The 24874-nt window shown below is 71.8% G+C and carries 23 protein-coding genes; 12 read left to right on the top strand and 11 right to left on the bottom strand.

The features are described 5' to 3' along the window. Positions 1-92 precede the first annotated feature (92 nt). The 5 genes from AC1DP1_RS04395 to AC1DP1_RS04375 all read left to right on the top strand — a co-directional run bounded on the left by AC1DP1_RS04395 (position 93) and on the right by AC1DP1_RS04375 (position 3497). On the top strand, positions 93-1241 hold the full coding sequence (locus AC1DP1_RS04395; protein ID WP_477505808.1) for a sensor histidine kinase: 1149 nt from the start codon (positions 93-95) through the stop codon (positions 1239-1241). Then, a complete protein-coding gene (locus AC1DP1_RS04390; protein ID WP_457188001.1) occupies positions 1193-1831 on the top strand; it encodes a LuxR C-terminal-related transcriptional regulator in 639 nt (212 codons plus the stop codon). The genes AC1DP1_RS04395 and AC1DP1_RS04390 overlap by 49 nt, the downstream gene beginning before the upstream one ends. A 163-nt stretch (positions 1832-1994) precedes the next feature. After that, the gene (locus AC1DP1_RS04385) at positions 1995-2339 is read left to right on the top strand and encodes a PRC-barrel domain-containing protein (RefSeq protein ID WP_477505807.1); all 345 of its coding nucleotides are present in this window, start codon (positions 1995-1997) and stop codon (positions 2337-2339) included. Positions 2340-2468: 129 nt separating this feature from the next. Then, the gene (locus AC1DP1_RS04380; RefSeq protein ID WP_477505806.1) at positions 2469-2888 is read left to right on the top strand and encodes a VOC family protein; all 420 of its coding nucleotides are present in this window, start codon (positions 2469-2471) and stop codon (positions 2886-2888) included. Positions 2889-2891: 3 nt separating this feature from the next. Next, a complete protein-coding gene (locus AC1DP1_RS04375; RefSeq protein WP_477505805.1) occupies positions 2892-3497 on the top strand; it encodes a hypothetical protein in 606 nt (201 codons plus the stop codon). Between the two features lie 46 nt (positions 3498-3543). Here AC1DP1_RS04375 and AC1DP1_RS04370 read toward each other — a convergent pair whose 3' ends face one another. The 6 genes from AC1DP1_RS04370 to AC1DP1_RS04345 form a co-directional block, all read right to left on the bottom strand. After that, positions 3544-4179, bottom strand: a complete 636-nt coding sequence (locus AC1DP1_RS04370; protein WP_477505804.1) for a hypothetical protein — start codon at positions 4177-4179, stop codon at positions 3544-3546. A 128-nt stretch (positions 4180-4307) separates the two neighbouring features. Then, positions 4308-5804 carry an SDR family NAD(P)-dependent oxidoreductase gene (locus AC1DP1_RS04365; RefSeq protein ID WP_477505803.1) on the bottom strand — a complete coding sequence of 499 codons (1497 nt, stop codon included), beginning with the start codon at positions 5802-5804 and terminating at the stop codon, positions 4308-4310. A 132-nt stretch (positions 5805-5936) separates the two neighbouring features. Beyond that, positions 5937-6587, bottom strand: a complete 651-nt coding sequence (locus AC1DP1_RS04360; RefSeq protein WP_477505802.1) for a response regulator transcription factor — start codon at positions 6585-6587, stop codon at positions 5937-5939. A gap of 121 nt (positions 6588-6708) precedes the next feature. Further along, the gene (locus AC1DP1_RS04355; protein WP_477505801.1) at positions 6709-7458 is read right to left on the bottom strand and encodes a response regulator transcription factor; all 750 of its coding nucleotides are present in this window, start codon (positions 7456-7458) and stop codon (positions 6709-6711) included. 194 nt (positions 7459-7652) lie between these two features. Next, positions 7653-8504, bottom strand: a complete 852-nt coding sequence (locus tag AC1DP1_RS04350) for a response regulator transcription factor (protein WP_477505800.1) — start codon at positions 8502-8504, stop codon at positions 7653-7655. Between the two features lie 178 nt (positions 8505-8682). Beyond that, the gene (locus tag AC1DP1_RS04345; RefSeq protein WP_477505799.1) at positions 8683-9600 is read right to left on the bottom strand and encodes a GNAT family N-acetyltransferase; all 918 of its coding nucleotides are present in this window, start codon (positions 9598-9600) and stop codon (positions 8683-8685) included. A gap of 93 nt (positions 9601-9693) precedes the next feature. Between AC1DP1_RS04345 and AC1DP1_RS04340 the strand changes: the two genes are divergently transcribed. Next, complete coding sequence (locus AC1DP1_RS04340) at positions 9694-11424, top strand: DEAD/DEAH box helicase (RefSeq protein ID WP_477505798.1); 1731 nt, start codon at positions 9694-9696, stop codon at positions 11422-11424. A 161-nt stretch (positions 11425-11585) separates the two neighbouring features. On the opposite strand, the gene AC1DP1_RS04335 is transcribed toward AC1DP1_RS04340, so the two are convergent. Both AC1DP1_RS04335 and AC1DP1_RS04330 read right to left on the bottom strand, forming a co-directional pair. Further along, complete coding sequence (locus AC1DP1_RS04335; protein ID WP_300048175.1) at positions 11586-12155, bottom strand: YceI family protein; 570 nt, start codon at positions 12153-12155, stop codon at positions 11586-11588. A gap of 169 nt (positions 12156-12324) precedes the next feature. Beyond that, on the bottom strand, positions 12325-12450 hold the full coding sequence (locus tag AC1DP1_RS04330; protein WP_477505797.1) for a hypothetical protein: 126 nt from the start codon (positions 12448-12450) through the stop codon (positions 12325-12327). Between the two features lie 248 nt (positions 12451-12698). Here AC1DP1_RS04330 and AC1DP1_RS04325 point away from each other — a divergent pair, with 248 nt between their 5' ends. Both AC1DP1_RS04325 and glmS read left to right on the top strand, forming a co-directional pair. Further along, positions 12699-12959: a hypothetical protein gene (locus tag AC1DP1_RS04325; RefSeq protein WP_477505796.1), complete on the top strand. Its 261-nt coding sequence runs from the start codon at positions 12699-12701 to the stop codon at positions 12957-12959. 11 nt (positions 12960-12970) lie between these two features. Continuing rightward, on the top strand, positions 12971-14794 hold the full coding sequence (glmS, locus tag AC1DP1_RS04320) for a glutamine--fructose-6-phosphate transaminase (isomerizing) (protein WP_477505795.1): 1824 nt from the start codon (positions 12971-12973) through the stop codon (positions 14792-14794). Positions 14795-14945: 151 nt separating this feature from the next. On the opposite strand, the gene AC1DP1_RS04315 is transcribed toward glmS, so the two are convergent. Together AC1DP1_RS04315 and AC1DP1_RS04310 are read right to left on the bottom strand one after the other, a co-directional pair. Then, entirely contained in the window at positions 14946-16493 is a 1548-nt protein-coding gene (locus tag AC1DP1_RS04315; RefSeq protein ID WP_477505794.1) for a glycerol-3-phosphate dehydrogenase/oxidase, read from the bottom strand. Then, positions 16493-17092 (bottom strand): TetR/AcrR family transcriptional regulator, encoded by a 600-nt coding sequence (locus tag AC1DP1_RS04310; RefSeq protein WP_477505793.1) that lies wholly within the window; start codon positions 17090-17092, stop codon positions 16493-16495. The genes AC1DP1_RS04315 and AC1DP1_RS04310 overlap by 1 nt, the downstream gene beginning before the upstream one ends. A 17-nt stretch (positions 17093-17109) precedes the next feature. On the opposite strand from AC1DP1_RS04310, the gene AC1DP1_RS04305 reads away from it, so the two are divergent. Together AC1DP1_RS04305 and AC1DP1_RS04300 are read left to right on the top strand one after the other, a co-directional pair. After that, positions 17110-18693, top strand: coding sequence for an FAD-binding oxidoreductase (locus tag AC1DP1_RS04305; protein WP_477505792.1), 1584 nt, complete (start codon positions 17110-17112; stop codon positions 18691-18693). 288 nt (positions 18694-18981) lie between these two features. Then, positions 18982-22026, top strand: coding sequence for an amidase family protein (locus tag AC1DP1_RS04300; RefSeq protein WP_477505791.1), 3045 nt, complete (start codon positions 18982-18984; stop codon positions 22024-22026). A gap of 55 nt (positions 22027-22081) precedes the next feature. Here the strand turns inward: AC1DP1_RS04300 and AC1DP1_RS04295 are convergent, their stop codons facing one another. Further along, complete coding sequence (locus AC1DP1_RS04295) at positions 22082-22717, bottom strand: pirin family protein (protein ID WP_477505790.1); 636 nt, start codon at positions 22715-22717, stop codon at positions 22082-22084. Between the two features lie 75 nt (positions 22718-22792). Here AC1DP1_RS04295 and AC1DP1_RS04290 point away from each other — a divergent pair, with 75 nt between their 5' ends. Further along, on the top strand, positions 22793-24157 hold the full coding sequence (locus tag AC1DP1_RS04290; protein WP_477505789.1) for a GH1 family beta-glucosidase: 1365 nt from the start codon (positions 22793-22795) through the stop codon (positions 24155-24157). Between the two features lie 125 nt (positions 24158-24282). Beyond that, on the top strand, positions 24283-24822 hold the full coding sequence (locus AC1DP1_RS04285; RefSeq protein WP_477505788.1) for a hypothetical protein: 540 nt from the start codon (positions 24283-24285) through the stop codon (positions 24820-24822). Positions 24823-24874 lie beyond the last annotated feature (52 nt).

Raw genomic sequence — 24874 nt, 5'->3', positions numbered from 1 at the left:
CCGCGCGGCGGACGGCGCAGCGGGGGCACCTCCCGAGCCGGAGTGGGGTCAACCCCACCGTGCGGAGCGCGCGGATCCGTGAGGATGGGGACATGGCAAGCACGGCGGGACCGGCGCGACTGACGCGCAACGCACTGCTCCAGGTGTTGCTCGCCCTCCCGACGCTGCTGGCCCTCGTGCTCACGGTGGTCGGCGGGGCGACGGCGCTGCTGGTGGTGGGGATCCCGGTCGTGCTCGTGGGGCTGCCGATGCTGCGGTGGATCGCCGACCGGCACCGCACGCTGGCCGCCGAGGCCCTCGGGCACCCCGTCCCGACCGAGCGGCGGTCGGTGGAAGGGCAGCACGCACTGCGCCGGCTGCAGACCTGGGCCGCCGACCCGATGTCGTGGCGGGAGCTGGCCTGGGCCGTCGTCTCGACGACCGTCGGGCTGGCGATCTCGCTGACCGTGGTGCTGCTGGCGCTGCTGGTCGTGACGCTGGTGCTGTGGTGGTTCGCGACGCCCCAGCTGATGACGCTCCGCAGCCTGCTCGACGCCCGCCTGCTGAGCCGGGGCAGCCACCAGCTGCTCGAGGAGCGGGTCGCGGTGCTGACCGAGACCCGGGCCGAGCGGGTCGAGGACTCCGCCGCCGAGCTGAGGCGCATCGAGCGCGACCTCCACGACGGCGCCCAGGCCCGACTCGTGGCCCTGCGGATGCACCTCGGCCTCGCGCAGGAGCTCGTGGAGTCGGATCCGACGGCCGCCCAGACGCTCCTCGCCGAGGCAGCGGCGACGACCGGCGCCGCGCTCGGCGACATCCGCGACGTCGTCCGTGGGATCCACCCGCCGGTGCTGGCCGACCGCGGGCTCGCGGGAGCGGTGGAGGCGATCGCCCTGGACCTCGCGGTGCCCGTCGCGGTCACCCCGGACCTCCCGGACCGCCTGCCGGCGCCGGTGGAGTCGGCCGTCTACTTCGCCGTCGTGGAGTGCCTGGCCAACGTCGGCAAGCACTCCGCCGCCGAGCACGCCTGGGTGGACCTCCGCCACGTCGACGACCTGCTCACCGTGGTGGTCGGCGACGACGGCCGCGGCGCCGCCGACCCGGCTGCGGGGACGGGCCTGCGTGGGGTCGCGCGGCGGCTGGCGGCGCTCGACGGCACCGTGAGAGTCTCGAGCCCGTCGGGTGGACCGACGCTCGTGACGCTGGAGGTGCCGTGCAGCTCGTCCTCGCCGAGGACAACGCCCTCCTCCGGGACGGCCTGACCCGGATCCTCGAGGCGCACGACCTCACCATCCGGCACTCCGTCGCCAACGCACCAGAGCTCGAGGTCGCGCTGACGGACCCGGAGGTCGACGCCGCGGTCCTCGACGTACGCCTGCCTCCGACGCTGACCGACGAGGGCCTGCGGGCCGCCATCGCGGTGCGCGCCGCCCGTCCGGGCTTTCCCGTGCTGGTGCTCTCCCAGTGGGTCGAGCACCTCTACGCCCGCGAGCTGCTGGCCAGCGGCGAGGGCGGGGTGGGCTACCTCCTGAAGGACCGGGTCGGCGACATCCGCGACTTCGTCGACGCCGTACGCCGGGTCGCCGGCGGTGGCACCGTCCTGGACCCCGAGGTCGTCGCCGCGCTCATGGCCCGACCGCGGGCGCGGGCCGTCGACCGCCTCTCGCCCCGCGAGCGTGAGGTGCTCTCGCTGATGGCCGAGGGGCGGTCCAACGCCGCCATCGCGGCGCGGCTGGTGATCACCGAGAAGTCGGTCGACAAGCACGCCAGCGGGATCTTCACCAAGCTCGACCTGCCGCTCGCGCCCGACGACAACCGGCGGGTGCTCGCGGTGCTGGCCTGGCTGGACTGACCGCCCAGCGGTCCTCCCGGACTGACGGACGCGCTCGTCGTACCCCTGCGGGCGTATCCGTAGGGCGGTGAACGACGGTGACACCGCCCCACGGGTGTGTCTGCCGCCCGGGACTGGTGGTTGCGTCGATGGCTCGGCACAACCGATCCCTTGGGAGGGAACCATGAGTGACACAGTGTGGAGCTACCGCGACACCGCGTGGAGCCAGGACAGCGACCTCATCGGCTACGACGTCGAGGCGAGCGACGGGTCGATCGGCAAGATCGACGAGGCCAGCAACGAGGCCAGCGGCCAGTGGCTCGTCGTGGACACCGGCTTCTGGATCTTCGGCAAGAAGCGGCTCATCCCCGCCGGCGCGGTCACCGGGATCGACCACGAGGACAAGACCGTGATGGTCAACCTCACCAAGGACCAGATCAAGTCCGCGCCGGACTACGACAAGGACGACTGGAACGACGACTCCCGCGGTCATCACACGGACTACTACACGCCGTACTCCAGCCGCTGACCCCAGCGCACCCCCGCGACGACGCCCCGGACGACACGCTCGTCCGGGGCGTCGCGTGTCTGGTCCTGTCTTCCGTGGCCCGCACCCCATCACTAGGTTGGGGACACCCGACCTCCGAAGGAGCACGCGATGGTCACCCTGAACCCCTACCTCAACTTCGCCGATGCCACGGCGCGCGAGGCGATGGAGTTCTACGCCTCCGTCCTGGGCGGCGAGCTCAACGTCATGACGTTCGGTGACATGGGCACCGAGGGACCGATGGCCACGCAGGTCATGCACGGCCAGCTCGAGACGCCCTCCGGCCTCACGCTGATGGGAGCCGACGCACCGCCGGAGATGGTGCAGGTGACCTTCGGCGACAACGTGTCGGTCAGCATCTCCGGGTCCGACGAGGAGGCCGAGCAGCTGCGCGGCTGGTTCTCCGCGCTGTCCGAGGGCGGCGAGGTGCGCCAGCCCCTCGAGGCAGCGCCGTGGGGCGACGAGTTCGGCATGTTCGTCGACCGCTTCGGGATCAGCTGGCTGTTCAACATCGCCGGCGCCGCGTCCTGACGCGTGCCCGACCTCGTTGCCTGGCGGGCCGACCCCGCGCCCGCGTCCGCGCGCGTCCACGCGGGCACCGTCCGCGCCGACCGGATTCGGGTCCGGGCCGACTACCCGATCACCGGCGTCGCGATCGTGCTGCTCGTCCTGCAGGCGGTCTTCCTCGTCCCGCTCTTCTGGGAGCTCGACGTGACGACGGTCGCCGTGCCGGTGCTGCTCGCGGTCGACGCCCTCGGCTTCGCCGGCCTCTGGGTGCTGCGCGAGCGCGCCCGCCGCGACGTCGGCCGTCTGGAGGCGTCGTACGGCGACAGCGAGCGCGACGGCGTCACCCGTGACCCGTCCCTGGCCGGTCTCCTCGCCGTCTCCCGGGAGCGGCACGAGGCGATCCGCGAGGAGTGGACCCGCGCGGTGACGGACCCCCTCGCGCCGCTCACCTCGGCGGACTCCACCGACGTCTCCGACCCCGACACCGCGGCCTTCGTCGAGGCGTACGCCGCCCTCGAGGACTTCCTCGCCGCGCACCCCGACGGGCTCCCGCCCGAGCTCGTCGCGGTCTACGGCCAGGACGTCCGCGAGTGCCGGCGGCTCTGGGACGCCGCGCGGGCGCGCACCGGCTGAGGGCGACTTCCCGGACCCGTGTGGCGGTGATGGCTCTCGACGCGGCTCAGGCCTCCCAGGCAGGGCCCTCGCCGCCGAGGCGCTCGACGAGGCGGCGACCGACGTGGCCGGCGTTGGCGCGGCGTACGTCCTCGGGCACCTCGGGCAGGTTCTCCTCCCAGTCGAGCAGGCAGGACCCGCGCAGCTGCGCCATCCGGGCCGGCCGCCCGAAGAAGAAGGGGTGGGCGTGCGCCCCGCCGTCTCCGTAGCGGCCGATGTGGCAGCGACCGACGCTGGGTAGCTCCTCGACCGCGGCGGTGACCCGCACCATCAGTACGCCCATCTCGGCAGCCATGTCGTCCGGCAGGTCGGCGATGTCGAAGTGGTCGACCGGCCTCAGGATCAGCGAGACGGGCAGCTTCATGTCGAGCGCGACGAGCAGCCAGCGCTCGTTGCGCCACGCCACCTGCGCGGCCCGATCGGGGGGCATCGGCTGCCGGCAGGAGCAGTCGGCCGGGTCCTCGCCCTCGCGGGGCGGCTCGACGTCCTGCAGCGGCTCGAGCGACTTGATCCGGAGCCCGTCGAGCTCGAAGGGGAAGATGTCCCACCCGGGCATCGCCTCGATGGCCACCGGCAGTCGTCCCTCGGCGTCGGTGGCCGCGGCGACGCGGGCGTGGAACTCTTCGGCGGTCTCGAGGCTCATGGCGTCGAGTCAACCAGCACGCGGCCGCAGACGCGCGGACCGAACCCGCCGGCACCTGCCACGTCGAGCGTGACGACCGACGGTTGACGAGACTTCTGTCCGCGCGTCCACGCGTGGCGGAGGTCAGGTCACCAGGGGGACGGCTGGTAGTCCTTCACGAAGCAGCCGAAGAGGTCGGTGCCGCCCTCCCCGAGCACGATCGGGTCGTAGACGCGGGCGGCGCCGTCCACGAGGTCGAGCGGCGCGTGCCAGCCCTCCGCCGCGATCCGCAGCTTCTCGTGGTGCGGGCGCTCGTCGGTGATCCAGCCGGTGTCGACGGCCGTCATCAGGATCTGGTCGGTCTCGAACATCTCGCCCGACGACGTGCGGGTCATCATGTTGAGCGCGGCCTTGGCCATGTTGGTGTGCGGGTGCCCGGCGCCCTTGTAGCGGCGCGAGAACTGGCCCTCCATGGCGGAGACGTTGACGACGTACGCCCGCCGCGAGGTCGCTGCCGACGCGGCCGCCGCGAGGGCCGGGCGCAGCCGGGAGACCAGCAGGAACGGCGCGATGGAGTTGCACAGCTGCACCTCGAGCAGCTCCAGCGGGTCGACCTCGCCGACGGTCTGGGTCCACGAGTTGTTGGTCTGCACGTCGGGCAGCAGGCCGCCGGCGTCGACGGCGGTGCCGGCCAGGTGCGCGTCGAGCGAGGCGTGCCCGGCCTTGAGCGCCAGGGCGGTGAGGGTCGCGGCGTTGTGCACAGCCATCGCGTGCTCCTCCGACTCGCCCTCGTGGTGGGCGACGGGGGTCGGCGCAAGCGCCCCGGCGATCGCGGCCGGGTGGGCCTCGGAGATGTGGTCGAACGTCACCAGCTCCGGGACCGAGTCGTCCGGCAGCGGCAGCGCCTCGGCCTCGACCAGCGGGGCGTAGGCGCCCGGCGTGCGGCGTACGGTCTGGCAGGCGTTGTTGATCAGGATGTCGAGCTGGCCGGCCGCCGCGACGTCGTCGGCGAGCGAGATGACCTGCGTGGGGTCGCGCAGGTCGATGCCGACCACCTTGAGCCGGTGGATCCAGTCCTCGCTGTCGGGCAGCGAGGAGAAGCGGCGCACCGCGTCCTTGGGGAAGCGGGTGGTGATGGTGGTGTGGGCGCCGTCGCGGAGCAGGCGGAGCGCGATGTACATGCCGATCTTCGCGCGCCCGCCGGTGAGCAGCGCCCGCTTGCCGGTGAGGTCGGTGCGCTGGTCGCGCTTGCTGTGGCTCATCGCCGCGCACGAGGGGCAGAGCCAGTGGTAGAACGCGTCGACCAGGGTGAAGTCCTGCTTGCAGATGTAGCAGCCGCGGGGGACGAGCAGCTCGCCGGCGAACGCCCCGGCCGCGCTCGAGACCAGCGGGATGCCAGCGGTCTCGTCGTCGATGCGCATCGGCGACCCGGTCGCGGTCCGCTCGATGATGTCGCGGTCGTGGGCCAGCTCGGCGGCTCGCTTGGCGAGCTTGCGCTCGGCCTTGATCGACTTGTACATGTGCGACGCAGCGCGCTTGACCGTCACGTGGTCGGGGTGGTCCCCGGGCAGGTGGTGGAGCGAGGCGAGCACCCGGAGCGTCGTCGCGAGGTCGTCGGGGTCGATACCGGGTTGCTGCTGTGTCACGTGGAGGAGGTTACGGCGCGTCCAGCGATCCCCGGTCATCCGGGAATCCCGTACGTTGTCGGCCCGTGCACGGCCTGACAACCTCAGCGATCCCCGGTCGACCGGGGATCGCGCGGGGCGTGGGACGTCGGGTCAGCCCTCGCGGGCCGGCGAGCCGTTGATCCGCACGCGGTCGGCGCGCATCCCGTGCTCGACGCCCCAGAGCACCGCCCGCGAGCGCGAGTCGACGTCGATCTTGCGGTAGGCCGAGCGGATGTAGGACTTGATCGAGTTGAGCGACAGCAGGGTGCGCTCGGCGATCTCCTGGTTGCTCAGGCCCATCGTGATCAGGGACAGCACCTCGGCCTCGCGCGCGGTGAGGCCCTCCTCGCGCCCGGGCCAGTCGCCGCCGACGAGCGGCGAGCGCCCCCGCGACGGCGAGACCACGAGCTGCCCCGACGAGATGGCGGCGAGGGCGTCGACGAGGCGGGCCGCCGGCAGGCTCTTGGAGAGGTAGCCGCGCACGCCCTGGCTGAGGGTGTCGCGGGTGAGCCAGGGCTGGAAGTTCCACGTGTAGACCGCGACCGCGCGCACCTGCGTGCTGTCGACGAGGTGGCGTACGGCGGGGCCGTTGCCCTGGCCCATCCCGAACGTGTCGTAGAGGGCCACGTCGACCGGCTGGGCCACGGGCTTGCCCGCCACCAGCTCGACCACCTCGACGCGGTGGCCGTAGCTGCGCATCATCGCGTCGAGGCCACGGACGACGACCTCGTCGTCGTTGACCAGCGCGACTCGAATCACCATGGGGTCAAGGTACTGCTGTTTGCCGCCGTTGAACCCCCGGACGGGCGAGTCGGGGGGGGAACCCACGGTCACGGCCCGCGACGATCCCACCCCTACGGCCGGGTCGCACGCGCCTGGGGGGTCAGGGGCAGCAGGGGTCGAACCGGAAGCCGACCCCGCGGATCGTGCGGATCCACTGGTTGCCGGAGGCGGCACCGCGCAGCTTGCGGCGCAGGTTGGCGAGGTGGACGTCGACGACGTGGGTGCTGTCGGGGACGAAGTCGCCGGCCCACACCGCGCGCATCAGCTGCTCGCGGGGGACCACGACGCCGGGGTTGCCGACGAGGTGGGCCAGCAGGTCGAACTCGGTGCGGGTCAGGTCGATCTCGCGGCCCGACACCCGCACCTCCCGCGCTCCGCGGTTGAGGGTGAGGTCGCTGCAGCCCTCGAAGCTGGTGGGGTCGGCTTCGGGCACCGGGTCGACCGCGACCTGTGCTGCGGCCACGTCCGGGACCGGATCGCTGCTGCGCGGACGGCGGAAGAGGGCGGCGACGCGCGCCTGCAGCTCGCGCATCGAGAACGGCTTGACCAGGTAGTCGTCGGCGCCGACCTCGAGCCCGACGAGCCGGTCGACCTCGGACGCGCGGCCGCTGACGACGATCACGTAGCAGTCGCTGACCGTGCGGATCTGGCGACAGACCTCGACGCCGTCGATGTCGGGCAGGGTGAGGTCGAGCGTGACCAGGTCGGGACGGCCCTCGCCCACCAGCGTGAGCGCCTCGGTGCCGGTTCGCGCCACGACGACGTCGAAGCCGGCCTGGTCGAGGAGCTTGGAGATGGCGTCGCCGACATCGTGGTCGTCCTCGACGACCACGGCTGTCCGTGCGTTCATCATCCGTCCCTGCTCCCCAAGTTGACCGTTCACCTACCCTGCCGCACCCCACCTGAAACCAGGCGGGCGCGACCGGTGCTCCCCGCCCTGTCGATGCTAGGCGGCGGCGGGCGGGAAGCGTGGTCGATCGGGGCGCAGCACGCCCCTAGGAGGGGTCGCCAGCGCCCGTCGGGGTGGCCCCGACAGGTCAACCGTCAGAAGTCCAGGCCGCGGGCCCAGTCCTCCGAGTCGATCCGGGCGACGAGGTAGGGGCCACCGCCGGCGCGGCGCTCCTGCTGCTCGTCCCCCTCGCGGTCCATCCGGTAGCCGATGCCGCGGATGGTGTGGATCCAGGTGGCGTCGGTGTGGCGCCGCAGCTTGCCGCGCAGGTTGGCGACGTGCACGTCCACCAGGTGGTGGTCGTGGGTCAGCGCGCTGCTCCAGATCGCCAGCACCATCTCCTCGCGGGTGCACACCCGCGACAGGTGCGTCGCGAGGTACTCGAGGACGTCGTACTCGATGCGGGTCAGCTCCACGATCGAGCCGTCGATCTGCACCTCGCGGCGCGCGGAGTTGATCACCAGGCCCGCTCCGGCGTTGATCGTGGACGGCTCGTCCACCGGCTGCGCCGGGCTCGGCACCTGCGGGCTGCGGCCGTTCGCCGGCTCCTCGGTGACCGTCCCGGTCCGCGGACGTCGGAACAGCGCCGCGACCCGCGCGCGGAGCTCGCGCGGCGAGAACGGCTTGAGGACGAAGTCGTCGGCCCCGACCTCGAGGCCGATCAGCTTGTCCACCTCGTCGGAGCGCGCCGACACGATCACGATGTAGCAGTCGCTGGTCTCACGGATGCGGCGACAGACCTCGATGCCGTCCATGTGCGGCAGCGTCAGGTCGAGCGTCACCAGGTCGGGCGGGTCGGCTGCCGCCGCGCTCACCGCCTGGCGACCGTCGAGCGCCGAGGTGACGCGGAAACCCGCCCCCTCGAGAGTCTCCACCAGCGCTGACGAGATGTCTGGATCGTCCTCGACGACCAATGCATGTAGCTCTTGCACGTCAAACCCCCACATTTGCGTAGGCAAGGGCCCCACGCCCTCGCCGTGACACCGCCCGGACGATGTCGCTCGATGCTAATGCCATCGACGGCGGAGAACTAGGAGAGGTCTGAGGGATGAACGGGCTGTCTAGACCGGCTCATCTTGACGGAATCTGAAGTGATTGGCCCCCGTGGGGTGCGCTTTCCGTGGCTCAGGCGAGGTCGATCCCGCGATTGACCCACACGTGGTCCACCATCATCCCGACACGCTCGTACATCGGGAGTGCTCCGGTGCGTGAGTCCGTGCTCAGCTCGGAGGTGCGGGTGCCGTGCTCACGCCCTCGGGTGAAGGAGTCGACGAGCAGCGCCTGGGCGATCCCACGATTGCGCTGGTCACGTCGTACGGCGAGCCGGTCGACGTACGCCGTCGCCCCGTCGTCCGACACGAGGACGAGCGAGACGCCGACGACGGCGCCGTCCTCGTCGAGCGCCACCCGCAGGTTCCACGGCTCGAACCCCGGCCGGCCGCTCGTCGCGGCGGCGAAGTCCTCGAACGTCTCCCGGTCGCGCACCGACCACTCGAGGAAGGCGTCCTCCAGGACGGCGTGGGCCGCGCGCAGCTCGTCGGGCCCAGCCGTGCGGACGACGTAGCCCTCCGGCAGCGCCCGCTCGGGGATGGTGGCGCCCTCGGGCAGCTTGAGCACCCAGCTGGTCCACCGGACCCGGAAGCCGAGCTCTTCGAGCAACCGGTCGCCCGGCGAGCCCTGCGGGACGGGCATCCCGACGACCGACGAGCCGACGCTGCGGCCGAGGTCGACGAGCCAGTGGGCCAGCCAGGTGCCGATGCCGCGGCCGCGGTGGCTCGGCAGGACGGAGGTGTCGGCGCGGTCGGCGCCCATCAGCTCGGCGTACGCCACCAGGGTGTCGCCGTCCCACACGCCGATCGAGCGGGCACCGAGGTCGTGGCTGGGCTTGGCCCAGTCGCTGACGATGTCGGCCTCCTCGATCGCGACGTGCCCGATGTCCTCCTGCTCCTGGGCGGCCATCAGCACGAAGACGTCGTGGGCGTCGGACCTCTCCAGCGGCCGCGTGGTGAGCCCCTCGGGCAGGTCGGGCATCGCATCTCGCATGAGGGGAGTGTGCTTGCTCACGTGCGGGCTTGTCGCGCCCTTATCCGGCCTCGGGGAATGTCCTGTTCACGCCTGAGGCCCTACCGTTGGAGGGTGAGTGACGACCAGCCCGCAGCACCCGAGCAGACCTTCTCCGACCTCGGCCTCGCGCCGGAGGTCCTCAAGGCGTTGGCGGACGTCGGCTACGAGTCCCCCTCGCAGATCCAGGCCCTGACGATCCCCCCGCTCCTCGAGGGGCGCCACGTCGTCGGTCTGGCCCAGACCGGCACCGGCAAGACGGCCGCGTTCGCGCTGCCGATCCTGTCGCAGCTCGACTTCTCGCAGAAGACGCCGCAGGCACTCGTCCTGGCCCCGACCCGTGAGCTCGCGCTCCAGGTCTCGGAGGCCTTCGAGAAGTACGCCGCGCACATGAAGGGCGTCAAGGTGCTGCCGATCTACGGCGGCCAGGGCTACGGCGTGCAGCTGTCCGCGCTGCGTCGCGGCGTGCACGTCGTCGTCGGCACGCCGGGCCGCATCATGGACCACCTCGAGAAGGGCACGCTCGACCTGAGCGAGCTGCGCTTCCTCGTCCTCGACGAGGCCGACGAGATGCTGAAGATGGGCTTCGCCGAGGACGTCGAGACGATCCTCGCCGACACCCCCGACAGCAAGCACGTGGCGCTGTTCTCCGCGACGATGCCGGCGCAGATCCGCCGGATCTCGAAGAAGTACCTCGCTGACCCGGTCGAGATCACCGTCAAGAGCAAGACGTCGACGGTCTCCTCGATCACCCAGCGATACCTCATCGTGTCGTACCCCCAGAAGGTCGACGCCCTCACGCGCATCCTCGAGGTGGAGAACTTCGAGGGGATGATCGTCTTCGTCCGCACGAAGAACGAGACCGAGACGCTCGCCGAGAAGCTGCGCGCCCGCGGCTACTCCGCCATGGCCATCAACGGCGACGTCGCGCAGGTGCAGCGCGAGCGCACCATCAACCAGCTCAAGGCCGGCAAGCTCGACATCCTCGTCGCCACCGACGTCGCGGCCCGCGGCCTCGACGTCGAGCGGATCAGCCACGTCGTCAACTACGACATCCCGACCGACACCGAGTCCTACGTGCACCGCATCGGCCGCACCGGCCGCGCGGGCCGATCGGGCGACTCGATCGCCTTCGTCACCCCGCGCGAGCGCCACCTGCTCCGCGCCATCGAGAAGGCCACGCGCCAGCCGCTGACCCAGATGCAGCTGCCGACCGTCGACGACGTCAACGCCACCCGCCTGACGCGCTTCGACGACCAGATCACCGAGGCGCTGACCCAGCCGGAGCGGATCGACTTCTTCCGCGACGTCGTCTCCCACTACGTCAGCGAGCACGACGTCTCCGAGGTCGACGTGGCCGCCGCCCTCGCCGCGGTGATGCACGGCGAGCAGCCGCTGCTCCTCGAGCCGGAGCCCGAGCGCGCCAACCGCAGCTTCGACGAGCGCCCGACGCATGGCGGCAAGGCCGACCGCGGTCCCCGCGAGTCGCGCAGCGGACAGCCGATGGCGGCGTACCGCATCGAGGTCGGCAAGCGCCACAAGGTCGAGCCGCGGCAGATCGTCGGCGCCCTGGCCAACGAGGGCGGCCTGTCGCGCGGCGACTTCGGCTACATCTCGATCAAGCCTGACTTCTCCGTCGTCGAGCTCCCCGCCGACCTCCCGGCTGGCACGCTCGACCGGCTCTCCGGCACGCGCATCTCCGGCAAGCTCATCGAGATCAAGCCCGACAACGGCCCGTTCCGCGGTCGTCCCGGCGGCGGCCACGGCGGCAAGGGTGGCGGCTACAAGGGCAAGAACCCCCGCTGAGCGGGCACTTCCTCGCGCTTCAAGCGGTCGACCGGGCACTTCCTCGCGCTGACATGCAGCGACCGGGCGCATCCTCAGTGAGGATGCGCCCGGTCGTCTGTGTCTAGCGCGAGCAGCTGCCCGGTCGGCTGTGTGGAGCGCGACGGAACTGCCCGGTGGGATCAGGCGTTGCGGATCGCCGAGACGTCGAACTCGAGCTTGATCTTCTCGGAGACGAGGACGCCGCCGGTCTCGAGCGCGGCGTTCCAGGTGAGGCCCCAGTCCTTGCGGTTGATGGTGGTCTCGCCCTCGAAGCCGACGCGGGTGTTGCCGAACGGGTCCACGGCGGAGCCGGTCTGCTCGAACTCGATCGTGACGGGCTTGGTGACGTCCTTGATGGTCAGGTCGCCGGTGACGGCCCAGTCGGCGCCGTCGCGCTTCACCTCGGTGGAGGTGAAGGTGATCGTGGGGTAGGTCTCGACGTCGAAGAAGTCGCCGGACTTGAGGTGGCCGTCGCGGTCGGCGCTGCCGGTGTCGACGGACGCGACCTGGATGGTGAGGTCGACCTTGGACGCCGACGGGTTCGCCTCGTCGATGCGGGCGGTGCCCTCGAAGGCGCCGAACTGGCCGCGGACCTTGGTCACCATGGCGTGGCGGGCGACGAAGCCGAGGCGGCTGTGGCTGGTGTCGATCGTGTAGTCGCCGGTGATGTCGTCGATGGCGGTGGTGGGGGCGTCGAAACCGGTGGTCATGGGAGCTCCTCGCGGAAGGCGGTGGTTGGTAGAACTTTCAACCACCATAACGGCCGACTGTCCAGGTTCATTCCCGGGTGACGCAAGGATTTTCCGTGGGGCGTGGAAATGACGACGAGCCACGCCCTGGTGGGCGTGGCTCGTGCGTGCGAGCTGGGTCGGGCGCCGGTCAGGCGGCGTGGGTGGCGACCGTCTCGACGGTCGACCAGCGTGCCTCCATGTGGGTGCGGCCCGACGCGTCCGTGACGGCGACCCAGGCGCAGACCGGCCTGTCGGTCATCAACTGCTTGCTCATGTGACACCTCCCGTTCACCTTGTGTTCACCTAGGGTAGCACGTCCCCACCTGTGCACCATTGTTTCGCTCACAGGGGGCGGATGTCCCCCACCTGCGCCTCCTTCAAAGGGGCGGCAAGCGGGTCAGTGCCCCACTTGTGACGGGTGGGTCGCGGCTCCGCAATGCTTTTGCGGGACAAGTCGAGCACTTCTTGCCCGATTTCGGGCAGGAAGTTGTCAGTCTCGCCGCTGAGGCGGATGATCAACCGGTGCCGGACCCCGCCCTCGTCGCCCATGTGGTCGCCACCACGTCGTTGACGCCCGGTGAGGCCGCCCGGGTCGTCGAGGACGTCATCGCCTTCCACGCCCAGCCGGTGGAGGACTACGTCCGGGCTCGCCACGCGAGCCTCAAGACGTACGGCGCCAGGAATCCCGAGATCTTCGCGCGCATCGCCGAGGAGCTCGGCCAGCGAGTCGTGGCCGCCCCCGAGCTCTCCGAGCGCCAGCTGCGACGCATCATCTACGGATAGGACGCAACGTCATGTGTGGAATCGTCGGCTACATCGGCCGTCAGGAGGCGGCCCCGGTCGTCCTCGAGGGCCTGACCCGGCTCGAGCACCGCGGCTACGACTCGGCGGGCGTCGCGGTCCTCGGCAACCGCGGGATCCGGGTGGCCAAGCAGGCCGGGAGGGTGCGCGACCTGGGGGACGCCCTGCCCAAGCGCTTCGCCGGCGCCACGGGGATCGGGCACACCCGCTGGGCGACGCACGGGCCGGCGACCGACGCCAACGCCCACCCGCACACCGACGAGGCCGGCCGGGTGGCGGTCGTGCACAACGGCATCATCGACAACTCCGCCGCGCTGCGCGCCGAGCTGGCCGACGCGGGCACCACCCTCGCCAGCGACACCGACACCGAGGTGCTCGCCCACCTCGTCGCACGCAGCAACGCCGACACGCTCGAGGGCAAGGTCCGCGACGCGCTGGGTGCGGTGGTGGGGACCTACGGCCTCGCCGTGCTGCACGCCGACTTCCCGGACCGCATCGTGGTGGCCCGCAACGGCAGTCCCCTGGTCGTGGGCGTGGGCGACAAGGAGATGTACGTCGCCTCCGACCTGGCCGCGATCGTGCGGCACACGACCACCGTGGCGGTCCTCGACGACGGCGAGATGGCCACCGTCACCGCCGCCGGGTTCAGCACGATGCGCCACAGCGACCTCGTCGCCACCGGCAAGACCGCGGCCGAGGTCGACGTCGACGCGTCGGCGTACGAGGCCGGAGAGCACGAGTCGTTCATGCGCAAGGAGATCCTCGAGCAGCCGACCACGGCGCAGGCCGTGCTCCGCGGTCGCCTCGACGAGCGCTTCGGCACCGCCCACCTCGGCGGCCTCGACATGGACGCACGCGAGCTGCGGGCGGTGCGCCGCGTGAAGATCCTCGGCTGCGGCTCGGCCTACTACGTCGGCCAGATGGGAGCAGCGCTCATCGAGGAGCTGGCCCGCATCCCCGCGGACGCGGAGGCGGCGAGCGAGTTCCGCTACCGCAACCCGGTGATCGAGCCCGACACCCTCTACGTCGCCGTGAGCCAGTCAGGCGAGACGATCGACACCCTGCTGGCGGTGCAGGAGGTACGCCGCAAGGGCGGGCGCTGCGTCGGCCTGGTCAACGTCGTCGGGTCGGCCATCGCTCGCGAGTGCGACGGCGGGATCTACCTGCACGCCGGGCCCGAGGTCGCCGTCGCGAGCACCAAGGCGCTGACCAACATGTTCCTCGCCTTCGCGCTGCTCGCCCTCCAGCTGGGCCGCGTGCGCGACCTGTCGATCGCCGACGGCAAGCGCCTGGTCGCCGGCCTGGAGCGGTTGCCCGGCCAGATCGAGGAGGTCCTGGCCGGTGAGGCCGAGCTGGTCGAGGTCGCGAAGGACCTCGCCGAGGCGCGCAGCCTGTTCTTCATCGGTCGCGTGCGTGGGTTCCCGGTGGCCCGCGAGGGCGCGCAGAAGTTCAAGGAGATCAGCTACCGCCACGCCGAGGCCTACCAGACCTCCGAGCTCAAGCACGGCCCGCTCGCCCTCATCGACCCCGAGGTGCCGACCGTTGCGCTGGTGCCGCACGACGAGCTGGCCGAGCGCAACGTCGGTGCGTTGCACGAGATCGAGGCGCGCAAGGGCCCGCTCGTCGTGATCACCCACGAGGACGTCGACCTCGGCGAGGTCAGCGCCCGCCGGATCGTCGTACCCCGCAACGAGCCCGAGCTCGACCCGATCCTGCTCAACGTCCCGCTCCAGCTGCTGGCGTACCACGCGGCCCAGCACCTCGGTCACGACATCGACAAGCCGCGAAACCTGGCGAAGTCGGTCACGGTCGAGTGAGCGGAAAGCCCGCAACCCAGGCCTGAAATGGACTGGGCGCCCCTTGCCGCATGGGGTCGGCAAGGGGCGCGCCGTGGAGAACGATCCCATCGGCTCCGCGTCCTGTCCGGACTTCGTGGGAACTACCGGCGGGATTTTGCTGTCGTCTGGATCACGTGGCGCCGGCGGCCCTTCCGGCGAGCTCCAGGGCGCGCCGGGCGAGCGGCTCGGCGGACGCGCGATCGGTGGTGACGAGGCCCACGCGGGTACGCCGGTCGAGCAGGTCGGCGACGTCGTGCGCGCCCTCGTGGGTGACGCCGAAGACCAGCTCGGCGAGCGTCACCGGGACGATCTCCGACACCGGGACGAGCAGCTCGTCGTCGGCCAGGCCGGTGACCTCGCGGGCGGTGGCGAGCACGAGCCCGGCGTCGGTGCCGAAGCGTCGTACGAGCCGGGCGGGCGCCGACGTGCGGCGCAGGTCGTCCGGTGCGGCGGCGCCGAGCAGGGGGAGCGACGCGGTGCGGCACGGGCCCGCGTGCAGGCGTCCTGCGGCGACGAGCGCGTCGAGGGTGTCCTGCGCCATCCGCCGGTAGGTCGTCAGCTTGCCGCCCACCACGGTCGTCACGCCGGTGGCGGACGTGAGGATGGCGTGGCGCCGGGACAGGTCGGACGTCGCGTCGGTGCCGGAGACCTCGAGCAGCGGCCGCAGACCGGCGAAGGCTCCGACGACGTCGTCCCTCGTCGGCGGCGTGGTGAACGCCGAGGCCACGACACCGAGCAGGAAGTCGATCTCGGCCTCGCTGGGCTGGGGCACGTCGGGCACGGGTCCGGTCACGGGCTCGTCCGTCAGGCCGACGTAGATCGTGCCGTCGGGCTGCGGCAGCACCATCGCGAACCGCGACGTCGTGTCCGGGATCGGCACCATCACCGCGACCCGCGTGTGCGGCAGCGCCGACCCGCGCAGGACGAGGTGGGTGCCGCGGCTGGGGCGCAGCCGGACCTGCTCGTCGAGGCCGCCGGCCCAGACGCCGGTCGCGTTGACGACCGCCCTCGCGCGGACGTCGTACGTCGCCCCGGTGAGCTCGTCGCGGACCGTCACGCCGGCGCCGGTCGCGGCGGTGACGCGGGCGCGGGTGCGCACGTGGGCGCCGTACGACGCTGCGGTGCGGGCCACGGTGACGACGAGGCGGGCGTCGTCCTCGAGCTGCCCGTCCCACGCGAGCAGCCCACCGCGGAGCGTGTTGGCGCGCAGGGCGGGAGCGAGGCCGAGGGTCTCGGTGGTGTTGAGCCGGCGCGGACGCGGGAGCGTCCGGGTGGTGGTGTGGGCGCTGCGCCGCAGCACGTCACCAGCCTGGAGCCCGCCCCACGTGAAGGCCGTCCGGCTGCGCGGCATCGCGTCGTTGACCGGGGTCAGCATCGGAAGCGGGTGGACGAGGTGGGGCGCCGTGACCTCCATGAGGATGCCGCGCTCGACGGCGCTCTCGCGGGCGATGGCGAGCTGTCCCTGCGCGAGGTAGCGCAGGCCGCCGTGCACGAGCTTGGACGACCAGCGCGACGTGCCGAACGCCAGGTCGTGTGCGTCGACCGCGAGCACCGTGAGGCCGCGGGTGACGGCGTCGAGGGCGACACCGGCGCCGGTGATGCCGAGGCCGACGACCACGACGTCCACCTCGTCGGGGACGTCGGCGAGGCCGGGGGCGATGCGGCGGGCCGGCTGCATCAGGGCTCCAGGGCGCGGGCGACGCCGCGGACGTACTCCGCGTCCAGGTCGCCCAGCCCGATCCGGTCGTCGGTCATCGTCATCGCCGAGAAGACGAAGCCGTGGGCCGCGAGGGTCAGCGACCGCGCCATGAGCACCGGGTCGCCGGACCGGATGGCGCCGTCGACCTGGCCGCTGGCGATCTCGGCCGCGAGGATCTCGACGAGCGCCTCCTGCGAGCGCCCGCGCCGGTGGAGCAGGTAGGGCAGCATCAGGTCGGGGTCGAGCTCGACGATCCGGACGAAGAGCTCGTTGTCGCGCAGCGCGCGGACCGTCGCGAGCGCGGCCTCGGCGATGCCCTCGGGGGTCGTCGTGTCGGCGGCGGCGACCTGCGTCGCGGCGGCGATGCCGACCCACTCGCGGGTCATCAGGTCGCCGAGCAGCGAGCCCATGTCGGGCCATGCGCGGTAGATCGTCATCCGGGAGACGCCGGCCCGCTTCGCGACCTCCGTGAGCGTCGTACGCCGCCAGCCGACGTCGAGGATGCAGGCGCGGGCAGCGTCGAGGTAGCCGTCGAGTCGTGGGTCGGCGGCCGCACCTGTGTGACGAAGTGACGTCATGTGTCACACTGTAACGCATGTCGACCGAGCCGACCCCCACCGAGATGCACCCGCAGCGCTGGGGCGACCCTGCGGCCGCCACCGTCCTGCCCGGCTCCGCGCTCGGGCTCGTCGAGCTCGCCTTCGGGCTGCAGGACCGTCCGCCGGTCAGCGGGGCCGTGCCGCCGCCGTCCGCGCTGGACGATGCGCTGCTCGACGACCTCCGAGCGACCGTCGGGGCCGAGCACGTGCTCACCGACGACGCGACGCGGACGCTCCGCACGCGTGGGAAGTCCACCCCCGACCTGCTGCGCGCCCGCGCCGGCGACCTCGACGACGCACCCGACGCCGTCGTCCGACCCGACGGGCACGACGACGTGGCGGCCGTCCTCGCCTGGGCCGTGGAGCACCGGGTGGCGGTGGTCCCCTTCGGTGGCGGCACCTCGGTCACCGGCGGCCTGGCCGCGCGCCGCGACGGGTTCGCGGGGCTGGTCAGCCTGGACCTGGTGCGGATGAAGCGGCTGCTCGCCGTCGACGAGGTCTCGATGACCGCGACCCTCGAGCCGGGGCTGCGCGGCCCCGAGGCCGAGGCCCTCCTCGCCGAGCACGGACTGACGCTCGGCCACTACCCGCAGTCCTTCCAGCACGCCTCGATCGGCGGCTTCGCAGCCACGCGCTCGAGCGGGCAGTCCAGCGCCGGCTACGGACGCTTCGACGCGATGGTCGTGGGTCTCACCGCCGCCACGCCGACCGGGACGCTGCGCCTCGGCTCCGCGCCGGCCAACGCCGCCGGGCCCGACCTGCGTCAGCTGCTGCTGGGCTCGGAGGGCGCCTTCGGTGTCATCACCTCCGTCACGGTGCGCGTACGGCGCGCGCCCGCCGTGACGTCGTACGAGGGCTGGCGGTGGCCGTCCTTCGACGCCGGCTCCGAAGCGATGCGCACCCTGGCGCAGGCCGGGCTGATGCCGACCGTGCTGCGGCTGTCGGACGAGTCCGAGACGGCGATCAACCTCGCCGACCCCTCGTCCATCGGTGGCGCCGAGGACCCCGGCTGCCTGATGGTCACCGGCTACGAGGGCACCGACGAGCAGGTCGCGGCCCGGCGCGCGGCGGTGACGGCCGCCCTCGCCGGTCTCGGTGGGACCGCGCTCGGCACCGAGCCGGGGGAGAAGTGGGCCCACGGGCGCTTCGACGGTCCCTACCTCCGCGACGCGCTCCTCGACCACGGCGTGCTCGTCGAGACGCTCGAGACCGCGACCTTCTGGTCGAACCGCCAGCGGTTGTACGCCGACGTCAAGGACGCGCTCACCGCGTCGCTCGGCGAGGGATCGCTGGTGCTGTGCCACGTCTCGCACGTGTACGAGACCGGCTGCTCGCTCTACTTCACCGTCGCGGCACGCCAGGGCGACGACCCGATCGCCCAGTGGCAGGCGGCCAAGGCCGTGGCCAGCGACGCCATCATCGCGGCGGGCGCGACGATCACGCACCACCACGCGATCGGCACCGACCACAAGCCGTGGTTCGCCCGCGAGATCGGGGACGTCGGGGTGCGGGTGCTCCGCGCGGTCAAGGCCGAGCTCGACCCGTCGGGGATCCTCAACCCGGGGGTGCTCATCCCCTAGCCCCTCGGCCGCGTCATACGAATCGGGACGTATGGGTGCGGCTTCGTATGACGTAGCCGTGCAGTCCGGAGGCGAGGCCATACCCCCAGGGCCGCGAAAGTCCCTGCCGGGGAGGCGTCATGCGGAACGGCAGCCATGGATGCGGATCGGTATGACGTAGCGCCCGAGCGGCGGCCTGCGGGTGAAACGTTACACGCGCGAAATGAGCGTCGCCCTCGACCGACATGCGCGGCTCATACAAATGCAGGGCGTTCACCCACCCTCCGCCCGAAAGGCCCTCGATCCTCCATGCCTCCTGCCACGCCCGGGCGCCGCGCCGCCCGTCTGGTCGCCCTACCGGCGGCCGCGTCGGTCGCCCTCGGCGCCCTTGCCGTCACGCCCGCCACGCAGGCGCTGACCAGCGTCACCACCGCCGACGGCGCGACCATCAACATCAATGACGCCCGTCGGCCCGGCCTCGACACCGGTTCGATCCGCAACGTCAGCGGGTCCCGGCTGGAGGGCTTCGGCAACCTCTTCGTCCACGTCGAGGCGCCAGCCGGTGAGGAGCCGCGGATGAACGGCCAGATGATGCGCGGCTTCGGCCTGACAGCGGTCGGCCCTGGCTCGTACGCATCGACGAAGTCCGTCCGCCTCGGCGACGTGCTCATGACACGCAAGGTCCGGGTCGCCACCGCGAGCAGCACCACGAGCTTCTTCGACACCTTCACCAACGCCTCGACCAAGCCGATCACCCTCGACGTGTCCTTCGGCGGCTCGCTGGGCTCCGGCCTGACGGCAACGACGAGCCCCAACAAGGCCACGATCAGCGCCTCGGGCAGCGGCGACGCGGCTGTCGACCCGGGCGACACGTGGATCGCCGCAGCCACCCCGGGCAACACCCGCCCGACCGGCGTCGTGGTCGGCCCCGGCGTCGACTCGCTGGGCGACCAGCAGTCCAACCCGTTCGAGACCGCCTACGTGCCGACCGGCAGCCGCGCGAACGACCTGGGCTTCATCCGCACCCTCACCGTCGAGCCCGGTGCCACCGAGTCGCTGCTGCAGCACGTCGTCGTGGGAGCCCTCGGCGACACGTCCCAGATCGTGACCGACACCCAGGCGCTGGCGACGACGCCTGACCTGTCGGCGCTCACGATCGACGAGATCTGCACCCTGCAGAACGTCGACCTCACGTCGTACGCCGCTGCCTGCACCGGCGCCGAACCGCTGAAGCTGCCGTCCGCCGCCACCGCGGTCGAGCACACCACCGACGTCGCCTATGACGTCACGGGCAAGACCATCGCCGAGCTCCAGGCCGACATGGTCGCGGGCAGGGTCACCTCGGTGCAGATCACCAAGGCCTACCTCGACCGGATCGAGGCCTACGACGACGGTGCCCTCGGCTTCCACTCCTTCATCACCGTCGCGAAGGACGCCGTCGCCCAGGCGCTGGCCGCCGACGCGGCCCGCACGGCCGGTCGCACCGGTGACCTGCTGGGCATCCCGATCGCGCTGAAGGACATCTACGACACCCGGGACATGCCCACCTCCGGCGGCACGCTCGCGCTGAAGGACTGGGAGCCGAAGAAGGACGCCTGGCAGGTGGCCAGGCTCCGTGAGGCTGGCGCGGTCATCATCGGCAAGACCGTGCTGTCTGAGTTCGCCAACTCCGGCTCCTTCAGCGAGAGCGGCTTCAAGCAGGTCTGGAACGCGCTCTACCCTTCCAAGACCTCGTTCGGCTCCAGCGGCGGCTCGGCGACCGCGGTCGCCGCAGACCTCGCGGCCGCGGCCATGGGCACCCAGACCGGCGTGTCCCTCTACGCCCCCTCGACCGGCGCCAGCCTGACGACCTTCCGTGGCACCGACGGCCTCGCCAGCACCAACGGCGTCATGCCGCTGACCTGGGCGACGGACTACGCCGGCCCGATGGCCCGGTCGGTCACCGACGTTGCGTCCCTCCTGGACGCCACATCGAGCCGCACGACCGGCAACAACCCCGACGACCTGCTCACCAGCCGTGTCGACAACAGCCTGCGCCCGGAGGAGTGGAAGTCCTCGCTCGAGGCGGACGCGCTCGAGGGCAAGGTCATCGGCTACGTGCCGACCGCCTTCGCCTCCACCGCGATCATCGACGACAACGCCGGTCAGGTCGCCCTTGCCGACGCCAGGGCTGCGATCGAGGCGGCGGGCGGCACGCTCGTGGCGCTGCCCCAGGGGGCCGCGACCGCACCCACCAACCCGCCTGCCGCGAACTACCCGACCTCGGGCAGCGCCGGCTCCGAGGGCTGGGAGCGCTACATCGCGGAGCAGCGTCCCGCGACCTTCCCCATGACCGCCGAGCAGCTGCTGGAGAACCCTGCCAACCTGCCCTACAACGTCTCCGGCAACTACAACTACAACCCGATGGACGACACGAGCGTCGCCAACCTGCTGGCCCGGCGGGATGCCTACAAGGTCAACGCCGCGTCGTGGATGGACACAGCGTTCGGTCCGTCGGTCGACGCGGTGATCTACCCCGGCTTCCTCACCAGCATCGGCAACAACGACGCGGCGTCGGCGATCATGAGCTCCGACCGCGCCTCGGGGGTCATCACCCAGGGCCCCGGCCTACCGACGGCCATCCTGCCCATCGGGGCCAACGACGAGGGCCAGTCCAACAACGTGCAGATCGTCGGCCGGGCCTGGGACGACGCCGCTGTGCTCGGCTACGCATTCGCCGTCGAGCAGCAGGCCAAGGCCGCGATGCAGACCGAGTTCGCCCCCGCACTGGCCTGGAGCGGACCTGCCGCGTCGACGACCTCGGTGAGCCTCGGCGCCACCGCGACGACGTACGGCGTACCGACGACGGCGACCGTGACCGTCGCGGCGGATGCCGCGGTCACCGGGACCGTCTCGGTCGAGGTCGCGGGAGCGAGCGTCTCCGGGCCGCTCGCGGGTGGCGCCGCCACCGTCACCCTCCCGGCCACCACTCCGGTCGGCACCCATCTGGTGACGGCGACCTACGCCGGCTCCCCGACGGTCGCCGCGAGCGTCGCCACCGCGACGGTCAAGGTGACGCGGGACGCGCCGAGTGTCACCGCCACGCTCGTGAAGGCGAAGGTCAAGGAAGGCGTCAAGGCCAGGGTCCGGGTCGCGATCGGCTCCACCGCTACCTCGACGGTGCTGGTGTACGACGGCCGGAAGGTGATCCGCACCCGCTCGGTGACCGGGAGGAAGACGATCACCCTGCCGAAGCTGAAGGTCGGCAAGCACCGGATCCGGGTCCACGTGGTCGCGAGTGAGGAGTACGCCGCGGCCAGCAGCCGGACCCTGACCTTGAAGGTCGTCAAGAAGGGCAGGAAGAAGAGGAAGTAGGTCCGCCCACCCTCCTCGGTCGGCGATGGCCGGACATCGTCGGCCGAGGGGCGCCTCAGGCGAAGGTCCAGACCAGGAGCTCGGTGGGCTCGGCGGCCGTGACGACGTGGCCGGGCTCCTCGGTGAGGCGTACGGCGTCGCCGGGCCGGAGGTCGAGACCGTCGAGCGAGACGGCCCCGGTCGCGGCGAAGACGTGCTGGCGCGGGTCGTCGGGGAGCGCTACGGACTCGTCGGCGCCCAGGCGCGCGACGAGGAGTCGGGCGCCGGTCGTCCCGATCGGCAGGCCGTCGCCGCCCGCCACGGCCACCAGCCCCGACGAGCGCGGCGGCGCCTCGCCCAGGACGTACGACGGCTCGGTGCCCGGCGCGGACGGGGTGAGCCAGGCCTGGACGAACCGGCAGCGCCCCGACCGCACGTCGGCGACCTCGCTGTGGCGGACGCCGGTGCCGGCGGAGAGCACCTGGGCGCGGCCGGCCTCGACGACGTGCCGGTGGCCCGACGAGTCGGTGTGCACGAGCGCTCCCTCGAGCACCCAGGTCACGATCTCGAGCTCGGTGTGCGGGTGCTCGGGGTAGCCCGCGACCGTCGACGCCGACGGATCGAGCAGGTCGTCGTTGTGGCAGACGAGCGGTCCGAAGCCGAGGTTCGTCGGGTCGTAGTGGGGCCCGAACGAGAAGGAATGGCTGGTCAAGCGCCCCTTGACAGTGTCCGACGACCTGTCCGAACCGGCGTACAGGGCCATGCTCATGCCGATATCTTCGCGGATGTGCCACCCCCGGATGCAGCCGCCCCGCACGACTTCCCCCTGCTCCCTCCCGGCTTCCGCTTCGGCACGAGCACGGCGAGCTACCAGATCGAGGGCGCGGTGGCCGAGGACGGCCGCGGCCCGAGCATCTGGGACACCTTCGCCGCCGAGCCGGGCCGCGTCGCCGGCGGCGCGACCGGCGAGGTCGCGTGCGACCACTACCACCGGGTGGACGAGGACGTCGCGCTGATGAAGGAGCTGGGCACGGGCGGCTACCGCTTCTCGATCGCCTGGCCCCGCATCCAGCCGACCGGTCGCGGGCCGGCCAACGAGAAGGGCCTGGCGTTCTACGACCGGCTCATCGACACGCTGCTCGCCAACGGCCAGGAGCCGATGGTCACGCTCTACCACTGGGACCTCCCGCAGGCGTTGGAGGACGACGGCGGCTGGCTCAACCGCGACACGGTGGACCGCTTCGCCGAGTACGCCGCGATCGTCGGCGAGCGGTTCGCCGACCGCGTCGCGCACTGGATCCCGGTCAACGAGCCCAACGTCGCCTCGATCCTCGGCTACGGGCTCGGCACCCACGCGCCCGGCAAGGCGATGCTGTTCGACTGCCTGCCCGCCGCCCACCACCTGCTCCTGGCCCACGGCCGCGCGGCCATCGAGCTGCGCAAGGCCGGGGCGACGTCGGTCGGGTGCGCCAACAACCACGCCCCGATCTGGCCTGCCAGCGACGACGACGCCGACGTCGGGATGAGCAAGATCTTCGACGCCCTGTGGAACGGCACGTTCCTCGAGCCGATGCTGCTCGGCCGCTACCCGGTCGACCTGATGCCGCTCTTCGAGGACGTCATGGCCGACGGCGACCTCGCCACGATCCGCCAGCCGCTCGACTTCTACGGCGTGAACTACTACCAGCCGATGAAGGTCGCCGCGGCCGACGAGGACGCCGAGATCCCCTTCGACCTGCGCGAGGTCGTCGGCTACCCGACCACCGACTTCGGCTGGCCGATCGTGCCCGACGCGCTGCGCGAGTGGCTGGTCATGTTCCGCGCCCGCTTCCGCGCCGCGCTCCCGCCGATCGTGATCACCGAGTCCGGCTGCAGCTACAACGTCGGCCCCGACGCGGACGGCGTCGTGGACGACCAGGCGCGCATCGACTACCTCCGTGCCCACGTGAACGCCGTCTCCGAGGCCATCCAGCGCGGCGTCGACGTCCGCGGCTACTACTGCTGGTCGCTGATGGACAACTTCGAGTGGGCCGAGGGCTACACCCAGCGCTTCGGCCTCGTGCACGTCGACTACGACACCCTCCAGCGGACGCGCAAGAAGTCGTTCCACTGGTACGCCGACCTGATCAGGGCCCAGCCCCAGCACCTCTGAGTCGAGCAGCGTCGACCGAGGCACGAGGTCGGCGCGTGGGCTCGGCCAGATCGAGTGGGCCCGCGTCCGAGGCACGAAGACGCGACGAGGCCGTATCGAGATCAGCGGTTTGGCACACTTCCGGCATGGCCGACGACCGACCCGTTCCCGACCGACCCGCCCCCGACCGACCCGTCCCCGACCGACCGGGCGCCCCCGGCGCCGACGGCGGCTTCTCGGGTGGCCGGTCGGGCAACCACGGCATGACCTGGGTGGCGCTGGCCCTGCTGCTGCTGATGGTCGTCGTGGTCGGGTGGCGGCTCTTCGACTTCTGGGACAGCCGGCAGCCGCCGGCCGGCGTCGACACCCAGCAGGCGACGGTCGTCGGGTTCGAGGAGCTCGGGCCCAGCCGGGCCGGCCAGAAGTCGACCGAGTACTCCTCGGTCGTCTTCGAGCTGCCCGACGGTCAGCAGGCCTCCGCCCTCTACGAGCTGCGCCGCCTCGGCGACGTCGAGAAGGGCGACGAGATCACCGTCTACGAGCAGGGCGGCGAGTGGCGTACGACGGTCGAGCGGGCGTGGGGTTCGACGCTCCTGTGGGCCCTCGGGATGGTCGCCCTGCTCGCGATGGTCGCCGGCTGGTTCCGGGTGAGGTCGAGGGCGAAGAAGGACGAATCGCCCGTCTGACGCGGGTTTCCGGGTTTGGCGGCGACGTCGCCGGGTAGGACTGGGGTCGACC

It is taken from the genome of Nocardioides sp. P4_G10, from assembly GCF_056401175.1.
This window is presented reverse-complemented; position numbering and strand designations above follow the sequence as displayed.